Raw genomic sequence first — 22,239 nt, 5'->3', positions numbered from 1 at the left:
AAATACTAGACCCAAATTAAATTACCGTTTAACAATCCACTCTGACCAGGGATTCCAGTATCAAAATTATGAATATGTCTCACGTTTGCAGAACAACCATGTGTTTCAAAGTATGAGTCGCAAAGCGACCTGTCTAGATAATGCTATGGCGGAGAGCTTCTTTCATCTCTTGAAGGTAGGAACTGTCCATAATAACCATTATCAAAACTATGACGAGCTGAAGTCTGCCGTCAATAATTATATCTATTACTACAACAATAAACGGATTAAAACAAAGCTGGCCGGAAAAACTCCGGTTCAATACCGAAGTCTTTCCGACCAGCTAGTTGCTTAAACTTCTCTCCAATTTTTGGGGTTCAGTTCAGGGATAGTTAGGTTGTCTCAATCCTTTTTTATTGGGAAATACCCTAGTATAATGAGGTAAATTGTCGGTATGCAATGAGTATGTTAAAATAAACCTAACAACGAAAAAGGAGAGACATTGATGGCTAAACAAGAAATGGATCCCCATGTTCAAAATGGACTATATGGTACCCCTGAAATTAATCCCGATGAAAAACATCAATACTTAGGTAACTTTCGTGAACGTGTTTATGCATTACAAACACGTGCGACTGTTGGTGATAGCCGCTATCTACAGGCATGGGAGGAGCAGTTAGAGGCTCATCCTGATGCAGTTCTTTATTTAAATGGACATATTGATAGTGATGTATTAAATCAGTATATGAAATTAGCTGCGAAACATCAGTCAAAATTCACATTAAAAACAGATGCGATTTATGATCAGTCGGATATTGTGGTGGTCCTAGCAGGTCATTCAGCAATTCATCAGGAGCCAGTTTCGATTGATGAAACGATTACTGATGATAAAGACAGTCAGAATGGTAATGATCAGACCAAGCCTAAAAAACCTTGGTATAAAAAGCTATTCTAGTTAAATCATTGATCAAAGGAGGTAATTCGGATGCAACAGCCATTGGCTTTCCGCATGCGCCCACGTAATATCAGTGAAGTTGTTGGTCAGCAACATCTGGTAGGTGAAGGGAAAATTATTAATCGGATGGTGACAGCGAAAATGTTGTCATCGATGATTTTATATGGACCTCCTGGAACAGGAAAGACTAGCATTGCTAGTGCGATTGCTGGTTCAACAAAGTATGCTTTTCGTATTTTAAATGCGGCAACCGATACCAAAAAGGACTTACAAATCGTAGCAGATGAGGCCAAAATGTCTGGTACGGTCGTGTTGCTGCTAGATGAAATTCATCGATTAGATAAAACCAAACAAGATTTCTTACTGCCACACTTAGAAAGTGGCCGTATTGTTCTGATAGGTGCAACGACGGAAAATCCTTATTTAACGATTTTGCCAGCAATCCGTTCTAGAACCCAGATTTTTGAAGTGAAACCATTATCTGAAGTGGATATGCAAATGGCAGTTGACCGTGCCTTGTCAGATAAAGAACGTGGCTTAGGTGATTTTGCGGTTGACTTAGACGAAGAGGCTCGCCAACAATCGATTTACGCAACGAATGGTGATTTGCGATCAGCTTTGAACGGACTCGAACTGGCTGTTAAGTCAACCAACCCAGATGAAAATGGGCGCGTACACATTACGTTGCCAATTATTGAAGAAACTGTTCAGCGTAAAGCAATCACAGCGGATAAAAATGGTGATGGGCATTATAATGTTATTTCTGCCCTGCAAAAGTCTATTCGTGGTAGTGATGTAGATGCAGCGTTACATTATTTATCACGGTTGATTGAGGCGGGAGATTTACCAATTATTGCTAGGCGGCTGCAGGTGATTGCTTATGAGGATATTGGTTTGGCCAATCCAGCGGTGGCTGCTCGTGCTGTGACTGCTATTCAGGCTGCTTTACAGCTTGGCTTTCCAGAGGCACGTATTCCGTTAGCTAATGCCGTCATTGAATTGGCATTATCGCCTAAATCTAATGCGGCGGTTACAGCTGTTGATGTGGCCATCAGTGATGTAAGAAAAGGTGCGACTGGCGATGTGCCAGCGCATCTAAAAGATTCACATTATTCAGGGGCTAAGCAATTAGGCCATGGTGTGGATTATGTGTACCCCCATGGTCATCCTGGTGACTGGGTACCCCAGCAATACTTACCTGATAAGTTAATGGGAGCAAGTTACTTTAAACCTGCTGGTAATTCTAAGGTGGAACGAGCTTACAAGGAACAATATGCTAAATTGAGAAAAGCGCAACATGATGGGCTAAAGGGAAAGTAAACGATTCATCGGATAAGTTATGTGTCAAGACTTTCATTTTAAGCAATTGTTAGTATAATAAACATATAGATGAATTCCTTGGGCGTACGCGTAATTCTACCATCTGTAGTTGCTTTACAACCTTTTTGCTCGGGGATGTCGGGAAGCCGCTACAACATGCTGTTTCACTCAGTAGTTGTACAAGGCGGACTTATTCACCCACTTTCCTTTAATCGGAGCCAACTCAGTCGAATTTACTAACGGCGCCAATCAAGTGTTCATAGTTTCTCAACTTTTTATATTTTGAGAAATATCAGTCGTTCATTTTCGATAAGTATATCGAAGGTGGGCGGCTTTTTTATTAGTTAAGAAAAGGATTAAAATAATGATTATTGGACTTTATGTATTGTTTGCTGTAATTGTAGGCGGTCTTGGCATTTATTTGCTGATGCACCAACAGGGATTTCTGGGAATTTCTGCTCAGCAGGCTAAACATCCCGCACGATGGTTTGGGTGGTTGTTTACGATTGATGCAGTTTTATTATTAATAAGTACTTTTTTAACAAATGGGGCGGCTTTACCAGGAGGCCTTTTTGTTATCATTGCAACTTTGCTAACAACTGTATTGGCAATTGTGGTAGTTCGTCTTTTATTTAAATAATTTATATATATCACGAAAGATAAAAAGAAACGTAATTTATGTGAAAAAATGTGATAGATGCGTTATAATAAAAGTGTAGAAAAAGTCGCATATGGTCAATCGGACAGGGGGAACTGTTATGGCTGATGTAAAAGTAAACTACAAGAATATATTGGTACCAGTTGATGGATCTAAAGAAGCTGAGGCTGCATTGGATCGTGCAATTAAGGTTGCTAAGCAGAATGGTGTAGACACAAATCTACACATTCTACATGTTATTGATACACGTTCATTCCAAAATGTCACTGACTTTAGAACAACAATGGTTGAGCAAGTTGCCGGTACTGCAAAGAAGACATTAGATGCCTATTTGCAGAAGGCTAAGGATGCTGGTGTTGAGAATGTTGATTACTCAATTGAGTATGGTTCACCTAAGGATGTGATTGCAACACAAGCACCTGCAAAGTATGCCATTGATTTGATTATGATTGGGGCTACTGGTTTAAATGCTATTGAGCGTTTGTTGATTGGTTCTGTTACTGAGTTCGTTACACGTGTTTCAACGGTTGATACGTTAATCGTTCGTCACACATCAGAAGATGACGAATAGTATTTTAATTAATATGTAATTAAGGCTGAGATAGAATTTCTATCTCAGCCTTTTTTTGTGCTTAGGATATGGTGGCAGGACTATTATTTTTAGTTAGTATGAATATCTGGTACAATAAAAGTATTATTGACAGTTTATAAGGGATGGAGAGCGCAATATGAGTGAATCAAAACTAAATTTGGTAGCATCGACATTGACAAATAGTTTGGGAACAACAATTATTGGTCACGTGGCGTCAGAGAATGTTGTGATCACTGTTAAGTATGCCAACAATGATGTTGATACAACGACTTCAGACAAAAGTGGTAGTTTTATGGTTAAGGTACCGACCGAAAACACGGATAGCGAAGTGACGTTATCAGCCACGCTTCCTGACCGGTCAGAAAAAGAAGAGATCGCATTAGCTATTGACCAACCAGCGCCAGTGGTCACGGCGGTTATTTCTACGCAAAATGGTCAGCGACTACTTGAGGGACGCGTTAATCAAGCCGATGTCGCTATTTCCGTGCATTTTGTTGGCGATGAACATGTGATTTCATTACCCGTTGACAATGGGCTGGAGTTCGAGTTGGTTTTACCAGATGAAGTTTTGCCAAGCCAGATTGAAGTCCATGCAACGAACCAACAAACTGGTAAGACTGGACGAACAGTTGTTGGACTAGGTGTGACATCAAAAACAGTGGCTATGCCAGCCTTAACAGATGAAATGATTGCCGAATATGTGCATAATGAAGAAGTTAAACATGAGGCAAAACTTGCAGCAAGTCAACAAGTAACTAATGAGATAAAAACTGATGAAACAGCGGACAATGCAACATCAGTAGCTGCAACTAGTGAAGAAACAGTAGTTGATAAAACCCCTGTAGAAAATGTCCAAGTGGAGACTGAATCTGCAACCGTCGAAAAAGCTGATGATGTAACAACTGAATCACGTGTTGCACGTCGTAAACATGGTGGTATTAGAGGCTTTTTTGCTCGTCTTTTTGGACGTAAGGGTTAATTATTACAACATAACGCAATCATTTAACAAAAAGTTAACATTTATTAATGTAATTGTGATATTGTCATTAAAGTCGCAAAGCTATCTGTGATAGAATATTATGGTTTGAGGAAAAGAAAGGTAAATCATAATGCATAAACGACAAATTACGATGATTATTGGGATTATGGCAGTTGCAGCGTTGGTTGCTGTTTTTGCAATCGTGTTTAATAGTACACCAAATGAAAAAGAAGCGGTCGCAGCCACTTCATCACAAAGTTCTAAGACGGTTGATAAGAAAAAACAATCAACAAGCCAGAGTAGTCAAAAAGTAGCATCGAAAAGAGACGATGCCAAGTTTTCAAGTACGACTGATGTAGAAAAAACTCTGGATGTCAAAAAATTGCTTAAAGGGCAAAGTAATGTACCTGATATCGCTTCAGTTAATCAAAAGGGCAATGAGTTAACGGTTGTTTTGGCGGATGATGGCACACAGTCACTTAATGATTTTATGAAGGCCTATGCTAAGGCAACGACCCTCGTCTTAAAATCAGCTAATGAGCAATCAAAAATTAGTACAGTGACAGTTGCTCGCCAAGTGAAGCTAGAGGATGGTTTGGAATATGCTGTAGCTGGTAAGTGGCAAAAGGATCAGTTGGCAGCGGTTAATAAATTGGCTGTTGATCCAGCAATTAAGGATGTCTTGTTAAGTGCTAGTCATTATTCAATCGGTGGTTCTGTTTGGGATGCATTTTCGCAACAACAGAAGAATGATTACCAAAATCACCAACAAGGTGGTCAGGTTGAAGCAACTGACAATGGCTTTAACAAATGGGTCCAAGCTGGTATCGAAAAGAATAAATAATTTAAAAGTGGCTATGTTAGCAAACTTTTAATAGATGAAAAGGTCGAAGCCAATTCCAATTATGGAAGACTTCGACCTTTTGTAGTTAATGGCATGTTTAGTTGAATAGCATTGAATAAATTGAAATATACATGAGTGTAGCACCAACTAGGACAAATAGGTGCCAGTAAACATGGCTAAGTGGCAGATTAGGAATAAGGTATAAGAGTGCCCCCAGGGTGTAAGTTATACCACCAGCCAATAACAGGTAAAAAGCGAAAGGCGTTAGGGCTATGTGCAATGCTGGGAACGCAAGGACGATCAACCAACCCATGACAACATAGATAATGACCGATAACCAGGGCCAACGACCAACAAAAAATAAGTCGTAAACAAAGCCTAAAATAGTGCATAATAGAATGGTTCCCCAGATGGTCCAACCAACGCTATGCTCTAAAAATAACCAGGTATAAGGGGTATAACTACCTAAGATGACGAGGTAAATGCCGGAATGATCAAGAAATTGGAAAATTTTACCTGCTTTGGTAAAAATAAGCGCATGAAATAAGGTGGATGCAAGCAAAAAACTAATGATTGATGTCGCATAAATAGCTAAAGCAACAATTGTAAAAGCTGAAAAATGATGTTGCACACTATTGACCATTAGCAAAGTTGCACCAACTATTGCAGCCAGGACGCCAATGCCATGGGTAACAGCATTTAAAGTTTCGTATGTAATGAGATAACGCCGATTTTCATTGGTTAAAGTAGGCATGGGTTATTGATTCTCCTTTCGCAAGTAAAAATATTAGGGATTTTGTTAAATTAATTATTATGATTATCATAACCGTTACATCTAGTTTTGTAAACTAAATAAAACGGTTGTGGGAAATATGTGAGGTTTTAGAAATGTTAATGACGGTAATACAAGGGATGATGATTGGCTTTGCTTTCGTGGCACCAATTGGCATGCAGAATTTGTATGTATTTAATAATGCACTGACAAATTCTTTTCGACGTTCGTTGATGTACGTGTTGTTTGTGTGGATTGCGGACTCGTTATTTTCATTAGCCGCCTTTTTTGGGATGGGCGCTATTATTAGTTCAGTGACTTGGTTGCGATTAGCTGTCATGATTGTTGGTGGTCTACTAGTGCTATGGATTGGCTGGGGCATTCTTCGTAGTGCAGATAGTGTGCAACTAAATACACAAAAAAATGAACTGCCAGTAAAACAAGCGATTGTGTCAGCATTTATTGTTTCATGGGCAAATCCACAAGCTTTAATCGATGGTAGTTTGATGCTGGGTGCCTTACGTGGTACGTTGGCAAAAGATGCGGTTTGGCCATTTATTATTGGGGTGGTTATCGCAACTTTTATTTGGTTTAATACAATCACGATCGTCATGAATTTACTAAAGGAACGTTTACCTAAAAAAGTATTGGTTTGGGTCAATATTGTATCTGGATTAATTGTATTAGTTTATGGTGCTTATCTATTAGTACAAGCATTACTGGATATTTTCTAAATGAAATAATTGGATAGCAACAGTCATATGGCAGAGTACAGGGTTGATTTTGTTACTTTATCATTGTAAAATTGCCTTTATAGCAATGCACTGGAGAGTATAAGTAACGTGACTAGCAGCGACAAAATCATTTTGGTGTGAGATTTTGAGGACGATTACTTAGAAGGTAACTAGTGGGCTTTACTGATGAACGATGAAGTAGTCGGTAACGTGAGGACGCGTTAAGTCAAAATGAGATAGAGAAATAGCTCTAATTCAGGTGGTACCGCGATAATTTCGCCCTGAACATACAGATAATGTATGTTCAGGGCTTTTTTAATGGATAACAACGAAAAAGAGTGATTAAACAAGGAGTTAAGGTTATGCGAGAAATTGATATGCCTGGTAAGTATAATCCATCAGCTGTTGAGGCTGGACGTTATGATAAGTGGGTGCAGGAGAAACGATTTAAACCATCAGAGAATAAGAAAGCCCGTCCTTATTCAATCGTTATTCCACCACCAAATGTTACTGGTAAGCTGCATTTAGGACATGCTTGGGATACAACCTTACAGGATATGATTATCCGTCAAAAGCGTATGCAAGGTTTTGATACATTATGGTTACCAGGTATGGACCATGCTGGGATTGCCACGCAAGCGAAGGTTGAACAACGATTAGCAGGGGAAGGTATCTCACGCTATGACTTAGGTCGTGAAAAGTTTGTTGACCAAGTTTGGGACTGGAAAAATGAATATGCATCAACGATTAAGTCACAATGGGGTAAGTTAGGTTTGTCATTGGACTATAATCGCGAAAGATTTACTTTGGATGATGGTCTATCAGAAGCTGTTCGTAAGGTCTTCGTGACCCTTTATGAAAAAGGCTTGATTTACCGTGGTGAATATATCATTAACTGGGACCCAAAGGCTCGGACTGCTTTGTCAGATATCGAAGTTATTCACCAAGATGATGAAGGTGCTTTCTATCATGTGCAGTATCCATTTGTGGATAAAGAAACCACTTATCAAGGTAAGCATTATATTGAGATTGCCACAACACGTCCAGAAACAATGTTTGGGGATGTGGCCGTAGCTGTCCATCCTTCTGATGAACGTTATAAGGATTTGGTTGGTAAAAAGGTGCTTGTACCGTTAGTTAACCGTGAAGTTCCGATTGTGGCCGATGAATACGTTGATCCTGAGTTTGGTTCAGGAATGGTTAAAATTACACCAGCTCATGATCCAAATGATTTTGGTGTTGGTAACCGTCATGATTTGGAACGTATCAATACGATGAACGAAGATGCAACGATGAACGAACATGCCGGTAAGTATGCTGGTATGGACCGTTTTGATGCTCGTAAGGCAATGGTTGCTGATTTGGAAGCTGGTGGTTGGATGCTATCAGTAGAGCCAATTGTTCATGCAGTTGGTCACTCAGAACGTACGGGTGTTCAAGTTGAATCACGTTTGTCAACGCAGTGGTTTGTTAAGATGAAGCCACTGGCTGAACAAGCTTTGGATATGCAAAAGTCAGATGATCGGGTCGACTTCTATCCACCACGTTTTGAAGGTACCTTTACTCGTTGGATGGATGATATCCATGATTGGGTTATTTCACGTCAATTATGGTGGGGACATCAAATTCCAGCATGGTATCACAAGGAAACTGGTGAGATGTATGTTGGTATGGAAGCACCAGCTGATGCTGAAAACTGGGAACAAGATTCTGATGTGTTGGATACGTGGTTCTCATCAGCACTGTGGCCATTTTCAACAATGGGTTGGCCTGACACAGATTCAGAGGACTTCAAACGTTACTTCCCAACTGATACGTTGGTTACGGGATATGATATTATTTTCTTCTGGGTTGCCCGCATGATGTTCCAATCAAAGGAATTTACTGGTCGCCGTCCATTTAAGAACGTTTTGATTCACGGTTTGATCCGTGATGAGCAAGGTCGTAAGATGTCAAAGTCATTGGGAAATGGTATTGACCCAATGGATGTGATTGAAAAGTATGGTGCTGATGCCTTGCGTTGGTTCCTAGCTACCGGCTCAACGCCAGGACAAGATGTGCGTTTCTCATATACCAAGATGGATTCAGCATGGAACTTCATCAATAAGATTTGGAATGCATCTCGTTATGTATTAATGAATTTGGCGGATGACACGAAGGCTGAATTACCAGCCGATAAGAGTAAATTGTCATTAGCTGACCAATGGATCTTATCACGTTTGAATACAACGATTGCCACAGTAACTAAGAACTTTGATAAATTTGAATTTGGTGAAGCTGGTCGGACATTATATAACTTTATCTGGAATGATTTTGCAGATTGGTATATCGAAATGACCAAGGAAACATTAAATGGGGATGATGTTGCGGCGCAAACAACGGTACAGTCAATCTTGGCTTATGTACTAGATAATACATTGCGTCTGCTACATCCAATTATGCCTTTCGTTACTGAAGCTATCTGGCAAGAAATGCCGCACGAAGGTGAGTCAATCGTGACAGCAGCTTATCCAACAGTTAACGAAGACCTAACTAATCAGCAAGCTGAGACGGACTTTAATAGCTTAATTGACTTAATCAAAGCAGTTCGAACAATTCGTACAGAGGCGAATGCACCAATGTCAACGACAATTGATGTGTTGATCAAGACGGCTGATGAAAACTTACAACGTATTTTCAAGGAAAATGCCGATTATATTAATCGTTTTGTAAAGCCAAAGAATCTTCAAATTGCTGCCGACATTGTTGCGCCTGATTTAGCAATGACTCAGATTATTTCTGGTGCTGAAATTTATGTACCATTGGCTGAGTTAATTGACTTGGATGAAGAAATTTCACGTTTGCAAGACGAAGTCAAGAAATTCCAAGGTGAAGTTAAGCGTGCTAATGGTAAATTAGGTAATGAAAAGTTTGTTAACAATGCGCCTGAAAAAGTTGTCGCTGCTGAGCGTGAGAAGTTAGCTGATTGGGAAAATAAGTTACAAGCAACGCAAGATCGTTTGACACAATTGCAAGCAGCAAAAGCATAGTTAATCAATACTTGCGATTAAAACTATTTAAGTGTATACTTACGTATATTGTGAATAACGAATTTAAGCGGTTCGTCGTTACAATGCAGTAAATTACACAAACAGAAGCGCCATCTACATTGTAGACGGCGCTTTTGTTTATCATGGAGTGAATGGGGTCCAAAATGGCAAAAATTGAAACGGTTAGTGATGCAATTGACTATATTCATGGTCGGCATAAATGGACGAAAACACCAACATTTGAACGTTTAAACAAAATACTAGCGCGTTTAGGACACCCTGAACAACAATTAAAGTATGTTCATGTAACGGGTACAAATGGTAAGGGATCAACCAGTAAGATGATTGCACAATTACTACGTGCAAGCGGTTTAAAGGTTGGCTTATTTACGTCACCGTACATTTTAAAATTTAATGAACGGATTCAAGATGATCGCGGTAATATCAAAGATGCTGATTTATTAGATTTGGTAAAAAGGTTAGCACCAATTGTTGAACAGTTAGATGTAGAGTTACCGACTGGATTAACGGAATTCGAAACATTGACAGTTTTAATGTTTATGTATTTTACAGAGCATCCAGTGGATGTGGTTGTGTTGGAAGTCGGTGTTGGCGGTACCTGGGATTCAACAACGGTGATACCAGATAAAATAGCTGCCGTGATTACGACGGTTGGATTAGATCATATGCATGTTTTAGGACACACGATTACTGAAATCGCTACCCAGAAAGCTGGCATTATTCAAAGACAACGACCGTTGATTGTGGGTCGATTGCCTAAAGATGCCAATCAAGTTCTCAATACTGTCGCAAATGCTATGGGTGCACCCATTTATCGATTGGGACAACAGTTTCAAGCAACGAGCTTAGCTGCAGGGGATGAATGGGGCGAACGATTTCAGGTCACTGGGTCAATTAATTATCAAAACTTATTTGTGGACTTAATCGGTAAATATCAAATTGATAATGCGGCGGTTGCCATCCAAACGTCCCAGATTGTAGCCAAATATTTTAAGCATTCTTTAACAGCAGCAATGATTGACTCAGCCTTAGAGACAGTTACGTGGCCAGTACGTTTTGAAAAAGTGGCTACTAATCCAGAAGTAGTATTGGATGGCGCCCATAATGAACCTGGTGTCAGGGCATTAGTGGAGACCTTACGAACAAGATTCAGTAAGAGACGAGTTCATGTTTTGTTTGGAGCATTGTCTGATAAGAATTATCCGAAAATGTTGCAACTATTAACTGAATTGCCAAACGTTGTGTTACATGTTGTTGGCTTTCAAGGCCCTAATAATCGTCAGCCAATCAATCCTAGTGAGGTACTTGAACAAACAGCTATGGCTGATTTAAAGATGCATAAAAACTGGCAGCAAGGCTATCAAACGGTACGTGCGGGGATCCAACCAGATGATTTAATTTTATTTACAGGTTCCTTGTATTTCGTTTCTGAAGTCCGGCAAGCCTTTGCGACAGCAAACGAAAATGTTGGCGGGCACTAGCACCTGTTGCATTGTTTTGGTACAGTAGACAGAGGAATGAGAGTGGGCAGAATAGAATTTTCTGTCCTAAGATGGAGTAATAGATATGATTATTTTGCAAGCAAGCAATGTTGCCCGTCGTTTTAACGGGGTCACATTTTTTGATAATATTTCCATGCAAGTTCAAAATAAAGGTCGCATTGGCTTGGTTGGACGTAATGGTGCTGGAAAGTCAACTTTATTAAAGATGTTAATTGGTGAAACCACACCTGATGAAGGTGAAGTTTCAATGAAAAAAGGTATTCGGTTAGCTTATTTAGCACAAAATTCTGGCCTGGATTCTGATTTATCAGTTTATAATGAGATCCTAACGTCCTTTGCTGATGTCATTGCGTTGGAAGAACGTATGCGACAAATGGAAACCCAAATGGCGACCATGACGGATTATGAAAGCGATGCTTATCAAGAATTATTGACAGCATATGATCAGGCACAACATGACTTTAATGAAAAGAATGGTTATGGTTATGATGCAACCATCAGATCAGTTCTACATGGTTTTGGTTTTGATGAAACTTTTTATGACCAGAAAATTGCGGCTTTGTCTGGTGGACAACGAACAAGATTAGCGATTGCCAAGCAACTGTTAGAAACACCTGATTTGTTGATTTTGGATGAGCCTACCAATCATTTGGATATGCAAACGTTAGCCTGGTTAGAGCAATATCTTAAAAATTATCAAGGTGCTTTGTTGATCGTATCCCATGATCGTTATTTCTTGGATCGCGTAGTCACGGAAATTTATGATATGCATTCTGGCCAATTAGACCACTATAAAGGTAATTATAGTGATTTTATGGAGCAGAAAGCCGCTAAGGTACTGCAAGAACAAAAAGCATATGATAAACAACAAGCTGAAATTGCAAAACTAGAAGATTTTGTGAAACGTAATATTGTGCGCGCGTCAACAACAAAGCGTGCGCAATCACGGCGTAAACAATTGGCTCGGATGGATCGTATTGAAGCACCTAAAAATGAATCTGGCGTCGCTCATATTCAATTTGTGGCTGATGAAGATTCTGGTAATGAAGTGCTACGAGTCAATGATGTGAAATTGGGCTATGATATGACGCATGTTTTAGCTGAAAATGTCAATGTTGCTGTTGATAAGCAACATGCGGTTGCTTTGGTAGGACCAAATGGAATCGGTAAATCAACTTTTATTAAGACAATTTTGGGTAAACTTCCTTTGTTGGCAGGCCAAATAAAAATTGGTGCGAATGTCACTGTTGGGTATTATGACCAAGAACAACAAACGTTAGACAATAAAAAGTCAGTAATTGATACGATTTGGGATGAACATCCAAAAATGCCTGAGAAGGATGTCCGTTCAATTCTTGGTTCATTTATGTTTTCAGGTGAATCGGTAGAAAAGTTAGTTGCTGCACTATCAGGTGGTGAGCGTGCGCGTTTGTTATTGACGAAGCTGGCATTGGAACATGCAAACTTTTTGATTCTTGATGAGCCAACTAATCATTTGGATATTGATTCACGCGAAGTGTTAGAAACGGCATTGAATGAGTATAATGGTACGATCTTTTTCGTTTCGCATGATCGCTACTTTATTAATGAAGTGGCGACGGAAGTCATTGAATTGTCGCCATCAGGTACGCGTTTCTTTGACGGTGATTATGATTATTATCTTGAAAAAACTGCTGATGAAGTGGATGCTAAGGTAAAAACAGATGAGCAAGCAAGCAATGATGCGCCATCAAATAATCCCAAAAAGACTTTATCAAGAGCTGCTCTTAAAGATCAACAACGTGAACAGCGTCGTTTAGAACGATCGGTAAATGCATTAGAAGAAAAAATGACGACCCTTTCTGATGAACATGACACGTTAAATCAAGCGTTAAATGATCCTGAAAATGGTTCTGATTTAACAAAATTAACTGAAATTTCTGAAAAAATTGCGGATCTTGATGCACAGATAGCAGAAATTGAAGACCAATGGACTGAAGCAAGTCTTGCTTTGGAAACATTTGTCGCTGAAAAATAAATAGGCAACATGTAAGGCTCGAAATCCGTGGTAATATTGACGGATTTCGAGCCTTTATGCGTCTTTTAGGGTAAGGTTAATAATTGTCAAACTGGTTTTAACAAAAGTTTGCAAATGATTAGTAATGTGTTATTATTAATAGTGTCAGTTAGCACTTTAACTTAAAGAGTGCTAACAAAAAGAAAAATTAACCTGTGGAGGTCAGATAACATGTTGAAACCATTAGGAGATCGTGTTGTATTGCAAGTATCAGAAGCACCTGAGCAATCAGTTGGGGGAATTTTGTTAGCTTCTAATGCACAAGAAAAGTCAATTACAGGAAAAGTAGTCGCTGTTTCTACGCAAACAGTTGGCGACTTGACAGCACCAGCCGCTGTTAAAGAAGGCGATAGTGTTATCTTTGATAAGTACGCTGGTAATGAAATTAGTGTCGATGGGGTTGATTATTTGGTTGTTCACGAAAAAGATATCGTGGCAGTGTTGTAATTAAAATAATTGATAAAATAGAGGGTAGTAAATATGGCAAAAGATATTGAATTTTCAGAAGATGCACGTGCAAAAATGCAAGCAGGTGTTGATAAGCTAGCCAGTACAGTAAAAACAACAATTGGTCCTAAGGGACGTAATGTTGTGATTGAACAAGGCTATGGCGCACCTACTATTACAAACGATGGTGTGACGATTGCTAAGGCAGTTGAATTAGAAGATCACTTTGAAGATATGGGCGCTAAGTTAGTTGCCGAAGTTGCTTCAAAGACTAATGATATTGCTGGTGATGGTACCACGACTGCGACAGTTTTGGCACAAGCCATTATTAATGAAGGTATGAAGAACGTAACTGCCGGTGCTAATCCAGTCGGTGTTCGTCATGGTATTGAATTAGCAACTGCAGCGGCTGTGAAGTCATTGCATGAGTTATCAAAGACGGTTTCAACTAGAGAAGAAATTACGCAAATTGCTTCAGTTTCTGCTGCTAACGAAGAAGTGGGTAAGCTAATTGCCGAAGCCATGGAAAAGGTTGGCAATGATGGTGTGATTACTATTGAAGAGTCAAAGGGTATTGAAACAACGTTAGATGTTGTTGAAGGAATGCAATTTGATCGTGGTTACATGTCACAATATATGGTTACTGACAATGATAAGATGGAAGCTTCATTGGATAATCCATATATTTTGATTACGGATAAGAAGATCGGTAATATTCAAGACATCTTACCTGTATTACAAAGTGTTGTTGAGCAAGGTCGTGCTTTGTTGATCGTTGCTGACGATATTACAGGTGAAGCATTGCCAACACTTGTTTTGAACAAGATGCGTGGTACGTTCAACGTTGTTTCTGTTAAGGCACCAGGATTTGGTGATCGTCGTAAAGCCCAACTTGAGGATCTTGCTATCCTAACTGGTGGAACGGTCATTACTGATGACTTAGGCTTGAGTTTGAAGGATACAACGATTGATCAATTAGGACAAGCAGCTAAGGTTACTGTCACAAAAGATAATACAACAATTGTTGAAGGTAGTGGTAATGCTGCAACAATCAAAGAACGCGTGGAAGTCATTAAAGGACAAATTGCTGAGACAACCTCTGACTTTGATCGTGAAAAGTTGCAAGAGCGCCTTGCTAAATTAGCTGGTGGTGTTGCTGTGGTCAATGTTGGTGCAGCAACAGAAACTGAACTTAAAGAACGTAAGTACCGTATCGAAGATGCATTGAATGCCACTCGTGCAGCCGTTGAAGAAGGCTTTGTTTCAGGTGGTGGAACTGCCTTGGTCAATGCTATTCCAGCTGTTGCAGCGCTTTCTGAAGATGGTGATGTCCAAACAGGTATCAACATTGTTAAGCGTGCATTAGAGGAGCCCGTTCGCCAAATTGCAGAAAATGCAGGTGTTGAAGGTTCAGTGGTTGTTAACCAACTAAAGAATGAAAAAATTGGTGTTGGTTATAACGCTGCCACAGCTGAATGGGTTGATATGATTGCGGCTGGTATCGTTGATCCAACCAAGGTTACTCGTTCAGCTTTGCAAAACGCTGCTTCTGTTTCAGCGTTGTTGTTAACAACGGAAGCCGTTATCGCTGATCAACCTAAGGATGATGCAGCAGCAGCCCAAATGCCAGCTCAAGGCGGCATGCCAGGTATGATGTAAGCTAAAAAAGAGCGCGAGACAAAAGTCGCTTTGAAACCGGTGTGTAACGTTACATTAAGGCTTCAGACTTTTGGAACGTGTTTATGCTATAAAATTTATAGCCTTATAATTAATTGATTTTAGTAAATAAAGGTCGAGACATTATGTGTCTCGACCTTTTGTGCGTATCATGTCATGAAAAAGTAAAATAAAAAAAGCGCAAAAAGATAGACAATCAATGGGCAGAGAACTAGAATAAACCCTTGTAGAAATAGGGCAATCTAATTTAGACTATTTTGAAATTTATTGAAAAAATTTTTTTATTGAGGAGCGGAAACATGTGGCCACTATTTAAACGGTTTTTAATAGGTAAGCCGTTAAAAACCTTAGACGAAGGTGCTCGTCATCTTAGTCGAACGAAAGCGTTGGCGCTGTTATCGTCAGATGCATTATCATCTGTTGCATATGGAACAGAACAAATTATTACAGTGCTTTTCGCAGTTGGTGGTTTGGCAACGTTATGGTTGCAAGTGCCAGTTGTTGCATTAGTATTGGTTCTTTTGGGAGCCATTACTTTATCATATCGCCAAATTATTCATGCATACCCAGCGGGCGGGGGTGCCTATTTAGTCACTTCTAAAAATTGGGGTATGCATGCCGGGCTGGTCGCGGGTGGTTCGTTACTGGTAGATTATATGTTAACTGTTGCTGTATCAGTTGCGGCTGGGACTGAAGCAATCGTATCTGCTATTCCATCTCTCCATCCATACAGTGTCGCAATTGGCGTTGTCATTATCCTGGCGTTAACTGGTATTAATCTACGCGGTTTACGAGAATCTGCGGGAGCCTTAATGGTGCCGGTTTATCTCTTTATCGTGGTGATGGTTGTGATGATTGTCTGGGGATTGTTTAATATTCTAACTGGCCAGGTCAATTATCAGCCAACGACTACGGGACATGTGGCAACAGGCAGTGCCTCAGTACTGTTGTTTTTGAAGGCCTTTTCTAGTGGTTCATCATCTTTGACTGGGGTTGAGGCGATTTCGAACGCTGTGCCTAACTTTAAGGAACCAAAATCTAAAAATGCTTCGATGACCCTCGTTATTATGGCACTGATTTTGGCGTTCTTCCTAACTGGCATTACTTTCTTATCGTTTAATTATGGTATTACCCCAGATGCACATGTGACTGTATTAGCACAAATTGGTCAGCAAATATTTGGCCATGGCGTTTTCTTTTATATCTTACAAATTGCAACGGCGTTGATTTTATCGGTTGCTGCCAATACGGGTTTTTCTGCCTTTCCGCAGTTAGCCTATAACTTGGCACGTGATAAGTTTATGCCGCATAGTTATATGGATAAAGGCGACCGTCTCGGATATTCAAATGGTATTATGTCACTCGCTTTGGGTGCCATTGTGTTGTTAGTGATTTTCAAAGGATCAACCGGGTCACTAATTCCGCTTTACGCAGTTGGCGTATTTGTGCCGTTCACTTTGTCACAATCGGGGATGATTATTCATTGGTGGCGTGAGCGGGATGGTCATTGGTTAGTGAAGTCGTTGATTAATTTTATCGGTGCTTTCATATCAGGTGTTTTAGTGGTCACACTGTTTGTCCTCCATTTTAGCTCAGTATGGCCATATTTAATCATTATGCCAATGCTGTTGCGCATGTTCTGGGGCATCAATCGCCATTATAAATTAGTCGCCAAACAATTACGGGTTCTATCAGAAGAACCGATTAAACGTCATCATTATGATGGCGCAACCGTCATTGTTTTGGTATCAAATTTGACTCGAGCTACGGCAGAAGCGGTTGATTACGCGAAATCAATTGGGAACACAGTCTTAGCGATGCATGTCTCATTTGATTCAAATCCACAAAAGGAGCATCGACTGGGGACTGAGTTTAAACGAGAATTTCCGGAAGTGCGTTATGTGGATATCCACTCGTCTTACCGGTCGATTACAAAACCGGCAATGCGGTTTGTAGACGAAATTGCCAAAGGAACGAAAGAACGTAATTATTCACTAACGATTTTGATTCCACAATTTGTACCACGTCATGGTTGGCAAAACGCTTTGCACAATCAAAATAGTTTGAAGCTACGGACGGCGTTAGCTTCTCGTGATATCACGGTTTCAACCTATTACTTCCACTTGAAGGAATAGTTAGCAAATTTAGAATGACATACTAGTTTTTATGCTCAAAATATTGAGTAAATGAACTAGTATGTTTTTTATTCTATAGTGTTGTGTTAATCTAAATTAGACTAAGATAATAGAAGAAAGGATCGAAACATGGAATATACGACTGACGATGTTCGTGAAGAACTAAAAATGATTCGATCACGTGTCCATGCAGGGACGTTATTTGATTCATTAGGTAGTGAAATTGGTCGATTACTTGATGAATTTGAGTATGATGCACCAACTGAAGTCGTGCAATTATCTGCAAAAGAAGCAACTGATATTAAGGAACGGGTGTTGAATTGGCAGCAAACACTCTATGCTGGCCAACCCGTTGCGATTAGTAATCAAGATGTTTTAGATTTAATGAATAGTTTGCGCCAAACAGATCCAGCAGTGCGTGATAAAGGGGCCTTTTTCTTTATCAGCGATGGTTTACAGAATAATGTGTTTAAGCCTAATCAATTGTTATTGATGGTTCGTTATTTATTGCAGGATAATGTTTTGTTTAATCACATAACGGAAACAGAAAATGATGGTGTCTTCTATCGTTCGTTTAGTATTTTTATTTTGTCGATGTTACATTATGCTAATCGCAAAGGAAATGTTCACTTTATTAGCGAAGAAGTGGCCGAAACATTGTTTTTAAATTTTGCAACTTATATTGCCCTAGAGCATGATACTAGAGGATTCGTCGGGGAAAGAGGTTGGGCGCATGCTTTTATGCACATCGGTAATTTATTAGATGAACTGGCCCACGATGAGACATTACCGCGTGCTGATAAAATCTTTTTGTTAACGATTTTGATTGAAAAATTAAAACGCCTGGATACACCTTTGATTATGGGAGAAAATCGGCGTTTAATTGGGTTTATCACTGAGCTGGTGAAGACTAATGAACTATATTCTCAGTACTTTTTGAAACAATTAAAGCAGTGGCGACAAGAAGCGACTCGTCAAATGCAACCTGACTCAGAAAGTGATTGGCATCGCCTATATAATCAACAGCGTTTTCTGCAAGCATTACTAATGCGGGACAATTTACCACAGGAAATCACGGATTATTTAAATGAATCTCGGAACTTTTTGGCATAAAGTTCCCGAAAACAGGATTTATGTGTTATACTTAGGTTTCTAGACAAATCAGTTTGACAGACAAGGGGAGATTAACCATTATGTCAGAAAAATTAAATATTGCAATGTTGTTTGGTGGTAACTCATCAGAGCACGATGTTTCAAAACGTTCAGCGCATAACATTTACGATGCGATGGATAAAGAGAAGTATAATGTCACAGTCTTTTTGATTTCAAAAGACGGTATTATTATTAATGCTGAAGATTCATGGCGCGTTTTCGAGGGTGAAGATGAGGATGCCATCGTAGCAGCAGCTAAGGATAAGATGGACATGTCTAATCCACTAGCACCAATTGCTGTTTTGGGGGAAATGGCCGATATTGATTTCTTCTACCCAGTGGTCCATGGAAACTTAGGGGAAGATGGAACATTACAAGCATTATTCCGCTTGCTACAAAAGCCTTATCTAGGACCTGGTATTGCAGCCTCTGCAATGTCGTTCGATAAGGACTTGACGAAGCGCATTTTGAATCAAGCCGGTGTTCGTAATACGGATTACGTATTATTGACTGATCAAAATTATCAAGACTACACATACGCAGAGTTAGTTGAAAAACTAAATTCAGACGTGTTGTTTGTTAAGGCATCTAGCCAAGGATCTTCAGTTGGTGTTTCTCGAGTAACCAATGAAGATGAATACAAGGCAGCTTTGAAGGACTCATTCCAGTATGATTATAAAATCTTGGTTGAGGGTGCCCTTGATAAGCCACGTGAAGTCTTTATCTCAATCTTAGGTAATGAAAACCCACGTGCTTCTCGTCTAGGGGGAATCGTATTACCAGAAGACGATGTTTGGTACGACTACAACAACAAGTTTGTGGATGCTTCTGGTATGGTATTCGAATTACCTGTTGAATTAGACCAAGAACTAACAGATGAGATTACTGAGATGGCCTTAAAGGCATATAAGGCACTTGGATTAGTTGGTTTGACACGTATGGACTTCATGATTGATAACGATGGTGTACCATACCTTGGTGAGCCAAATACTTTGCCAGGATTCACTAATATTTCATTGTATCCACAAATGTGGGAAGTTTCTGGTATTAGTTATACTAACTTGATTGATGAATTGATTGCATACGGAATTGCCGAATTTGATCGTCAAAATAAGTTATCATATGATTTTGTGTCTCTTGGTGAGGAACAAATGGGTGAAAAGCAATATAATGCTGAAGTAGCTAAATAAACATGTAAATGAAACTGGGACATAAGTAAGTGTTCCAGTTTCTTTTTGTTTAAAAGTAACAATTATAATGTAAAATAAACGTGATAGTCGATAGTGAAATAGATACGTTTGAACGCGGAATTTGTTATAAGAGGCCAGTAGTTGGGTTCTTTCTAAAATCGCTCATTTAGCGTATACTTTATAATAAGATTAATAGTGGAAAAGGACGAAAAATGACGAATTCATTTACCCCAACATGGATGATTGATGCAATTTATTGTGTCACGCCGGAACAATTACGCCAACATAATATCAAGGCAGTTTTAACAGATTTAGATAATACATTAGTGGCTTGGAATAACCCGGATGGGACACAAGAGTTGCATGATTGGCTGTTAGACATGCACCAAGCAGAGATACCAGTGATGATTATTTCAAATAATTCAGCCAGCCGGATTGCGCGAGTTGCTGATCCGCTCAAATTGAACTTTGTTTCTCGCGCTTTAAAACCAATGACGCGTGGTTTAAAAGAAGCAACAACTATTCTACAATTACAACCAAGTGAGGTTGTTATGGTAGGTGATCAGTTGTTAACTGATGTTTGGTCAGCGAATAATGCTGGCATGCGAAGTATTTTAGTGAAGCCGCTGATTGAAACAGATCAATGGAATACAAAAATTAACCGCTTTTTTGAGAAAGGCGTAAAGCGCAATATGCTAAAAGATAACCCACAATTGCAATGGAGGAAAGAGCTTGACTAGCGAAGAGACTGTACGTCAGTACATTGATGAAGGATTGCGGTGCATTGGTTGTGGTGCATTGATTCAAACTGATAATAAAAATGAGATTGGGTATACACCAATGTCAGCTCTTTTGAAGAGCTTTGAGAATGATGAGGTGTTTTGCCAACGATGCTTCCGGTTACGACACTATAATGAAATTCAACCAGTTAATTTAACCGATGATGATTTCCGTCGTTTGTTAGAACAAATTGCAGATACGAACTCATTAGTGGTTTATGTAATGGATGTTTTTGACTTTTCTGGTTCATTAATTCCAGGATTGCACCGTTTTGTTGGTAATAATGATGTGTTGTTAGTAGGAAACAAGGTTGATGTCTTACCACGTTCGTTAAAGCGTACAAAAATTAAGGATTGGATGAGACAGCAAGCAAATATTGCTGGGTTACGTCCGCTTGATGTTGCCCTAACTTCAGGAAAAAATGGCGATGCCATTGCTCATCTACTTGATTTAATTGAAAAGTATCGTCATGGCCGTTCAGTTTATGTGGTCGGTGTGACAAATGTTGGGAAATCAACTTTGATTAACCAAATCATTAAAGAAGTTACTGGTGATCGTGACGATGTTATTACAACGTCGCGCTTCCCTGGAACAACTTTAGATCGGATTGAGATTCCATTAGATGATGACAGTAACATTGTTGATACGCCAGGAATTATTCATCAGGATCAAATGGCCCATTATCTAAGTGCTGCTGACTTGAAATATGTTTCACCACAAAAAGAAATTAAACCGACAACGTTCCAATTAAATGCTGGACAAACATTGTTCATGGGAGCGCTAGCACGTTTTGATTACATTCAAGGTGATCGTACAGGAATTACAGCTTATTTTGAAAATAACTTATTGATACATAGAACAAAGTTGGCAAATGCCGATAATTTTTATGATAAGCACGCTGGTGATCTATTAGCACCACCAACGGCGGCAGGCCTAGATGAATTGCCACCATTACAACGGCATGAATTTAAAACAACAGTAAAGACGGACATTGTGATTGATGGTTTGGGGTGGATAACTGTACCAGCTGATACCGTCGTCGCAGGATGGGCACCAAAGGGTGTTTCAGTATTAACACGAAGGGCAATGATTTAAACATGATATCACTACGAGGAAAACAAAAACGCTATTTACGAGCAGCAGCACATGATATGCGACCACTATTTAGTGTGGGTAAGCAAGGGTTGACTGAAAATTGGTTAAACCAATTAGTTGATGCTATTAATAAGCGTGAACTTTTTAAGGTTAACATTCTAGCTAATTCAGATGTTGACGTAACTGAATTAAAACAATTTATTGAGAGTAATTCGTCTATTCAAGTTGTACAAACAATTGGTCATACCTTGGTATTGTTTGGCGAATCTCAAGAAAAGGAGAATCGTCACTATTCAGTGGCTGTTCAAAAAATTTAGAAAAT

At 39.4% G+C, this 22,239-nt stretch carries 20 protein-coding genes and 1 other annotated feature; of the genes, 19 read left to right on the top strand and 1 reads right to left on the bottom strand.

Annotated features, from left to right (window positions below):
* The 7 genes from FFM62_RS08245 to FFM62_RS08215 all read left to right on the top strand — a co-directional run.
* On the top strand, positions 1–334 hold a 334-nt coding region (locus FFM62_RS08245), incomplete at its 5' end, for an IS3 family transposase (RefSeq protein WP_137604531.1).
* A gap of 150 nt (positions 335–484) precedes the next feature.
* Positions 485–934, top strand: coding sequence for a YueI family protein (locus FFM62_RS08240; protein WP_115471527.1), 450 nt, complete (start codon positions 485–487; stop codon positions 932–934).
* Between the two features lie 30 nt (positions 935–964).
* Positions 965–2,254: a replication-associated recombination protein A gene (locus tag FFM62_RS08235; RefSeq protein ID WP_115471526.1), complete on the top strand. Its 1,290-nt coding sequence runs from the start codon at positions 965–967 to the stop codon at positions 2,252–2,254.
* Between the two features lie 364 nt (positions 2,255–2,618).
* Positions 2,619–2,894 (top strand): hypothetical protein, encoded by a 276-nt coding sequence (locus FFM62_RS08230; protein WP_115471525.1) that lies wholly within the window; start codon positions 2,619–2,621, stop codon positions 2,892–2,894.
* A 118-nt stretch (positions 2,895–3,012) separates the two neighbouring features.
* On the top strand, positions 3,013–3,483 hold the full coding sequence (locus FFM62_RS08225; RefSeq protein WP_115471524.1) for a universal stress protein: 471 nt from the start codon (positions 3,013–3,015) through the stop codon (positions 3,481–3,483).
* Positions 3,484–3,640: 157 nt separating this feature from the next.
* Positions 3,641–4,483, top strand: a complete 843-nt coding sequence (locus FFM62_RS08220) for a hypothetical protein (protein WP_115471523.1) — start codon at positions 3,641–3,643, stop codon at positions 4,481–4,483.
* Between the two features lie 130 nt (positions 4,484–4,613).
* The gene (locus tag FFM62_RS08215; RefSeq protein ID WP_115471522.1) at positions 4,614–5,327 is read left to right on the top strand and encodes a hypothetical protein; all 714 of its coding nucleotides are present in this window, start codon (positions 4,614–4,616) and stop codon (positions 5,325–5,327) included.
* 97 nt (positions 5,328–5,424) lie between these two features.
* On the opposite strand, the gene trhA is transcribed toward FFM62_RS08215, so the two are convergent.
* On the bottom strand, positions 5,425–6,081 hold the full coding sequence (trhA, locus tag FFM62_RS08210) for a PAQR family membrane homeostasis protein TrhA (RefSeq protein ID WP_115471521.1): 657 nt from the start codon (positions 6,079–6,081) through the stop codon (positions 5,425–5,427).
* A 134-nt stretch (positions 6,082–6,215) separates the two neighbouring features.
* Between trhA and FFM62_RS08205 the strand changes: the two genes are divergently transcribed.
* The 12 genes from FFM62_RS08205 to yhbY all read left to right on the top strand — a co-directional run bounded on the left by FFM62_RS08205 (position 6,216) and on the right by yhbY (position 22,234).
* Positions 6,216–6,833 carry a LysE/ArgO family amino acid transporter gene (locus FFM62_RS08205; RefSeq protein WP_174855251.1) on the top strand — a complete coding sequence of 206 codons (618 nt, stop codon included), beginning with the start codon at positions 6,216–6,218 and terminating at the stop codon, positions 6,831–6,833.
* Between the two features lie 76 nt (positions 6,834–6,909).
* Positions 6,910–7,120, top strand: a binding site (T-box leader).
* 75 nt (positions 7,121–7,195) lie between these two features.
* A complete protein-coding gene (locus FFM62_RS08200; protein ID WP_115471520.1) occupies positions 7,196–9,862 on the top strand; it encodes a valine--tRNA ligase in 2,667 nt (888 codons plus the stop codon).
* A 164-nt stretch (positions 9,863–10,026) separates the two neighbouring features.
* Positions 10,027–11,364: a bifunctional folylpolyglutamate synthase/dihydrofolate synthase gene (locus FFM62_RS08195; protein ID WP_240005938.1), complete on the top strand. Its 1,338-nt coding sequence runs from the start codon at positions 10,027–10,029 to the stop codon at positions 11,362–11,364.
* 85 nt (positions 11,365–11,449) lie between these two features.
* Positions 11,450–13,402: an ABC-F family ATP-binding cassette domain-containing protein gene (locus FFM62_RS08190; RefSeq protein ID WP_137604537.1), complete on the top strand. Its 1,953-nt coding sequence runs from the start codon at positions 11,450–11,452 to the stop codon at positions 13,400–13,402.
* Between the two features lie 210 nt (positions 13,403–13,612).
* Positions 13,613–13,888, top strand: a complete 276-nt coding sequence (locus FFM62_RS08185; protein WP_115471517.1) for a co-chaperone GroES — start codon at positions 13,613–13,615, stop codon at positions 13,886–13,888.
* 33 nt (positions 13,889–13,921) lie between these two features.
* Positions 13,922–15,547, top strand: a complete 1,626-nt coding sequence (groL, locus tag FFM62_RS08180; RefSeq protein WP_115471516.1) for a chaperonin GroEL — start codon at positions 13,922–13,924, stop codon at positions 15,545–15,547.
* A 317-nt stretch (positions 15,548–15,864) separates the two neighbouring features.
* Entirely contained in the window at positions 15,865–17,700 is a 1,836-nt protein-coding gene (gene kimA / locus FFM62_RS08175; protein WP_115471515.1) for a potassium transporter KimA, read from the top strand.
* 129 nt (positions 17,701–17,829) lie between these two features.
* On the top strand, positions 17,830–18,813 hold the full coding sequence (locus FFM62_RS08170) for a DUF2785 domain-containing protein (protein WP_115471514.1): 984 nt from the start codon (positions 17,830–17,832) through the stop codon (positions 18,811–18,813).
* 80 nt (positions 18,814–18,893) lie between these two features.
* Positions 18,894–20,042 carry a D-alanine--D-alanine ligase family protein gene (locus FFM62_RS08165; protein ID WP_115471513.1) on the top strand — a complete coding sequence of 383 codons (1,149 nt, stop codon included), beginning with the start codon at positions 18,894–18,896 and terminating at the stop codon, positions 20,040–20,042.
* Between the two features lie 212 nt (positions 20,043–20,254).
* Positions 20,255–20,782 (top strand): YqeG family HAD IIIA-type phosphatase, encoded by a 528-nt coding sequence (locus FFM62_RS08160; RefSeq protein WP_115471512.1) that lies wholly within the window; start codon positions 20,255–20,257, stop codon positions 20,780–20,782.
* Positions 20,775–21,917, top strand: coding sequence for a ribosome biogenesis GTPase YqeH (yqeH, locus tag FFM62_RS08155; protein ID WP_115471511.1), 1,143 nt, complete (start codon positions 20,775–20,777; stop codon positions 21,915–21,917). Before FFM62_RS08160 ends, yqeH begins: the two co-directional genes overlap by 8 nt.
* Before the next feature lie 2 nt (positions 21,918–21,919).
* The gene (yhbY, locus tag FFM62_RS08150) at positions 21,920–22,234 is read left to right on the top strand and encodes a ribosome assembly RNA-binding protein YhbY (RefSeq protein WP_115471510.1); all 315 of its coding nucleotides are present in this window, start codon (positions 21,920–21,922) and stop codon (positions 22,232–22,234) included.
* Positions 22,235–22,239: the final 5 nt, after the last annotated feature.

The sequence above is a fragment of the Weissella thailandensis genome (genome assembly GCF_005405465.1).
GTDB lineage: Bacteria > Bacillota > Bacilli > Lactobacillales > Lactobacillaceae > Weissella > Weissella thailandensis.
This window is presented reverse-complemented; position numbering and strand designations above follow the sequence as displayed.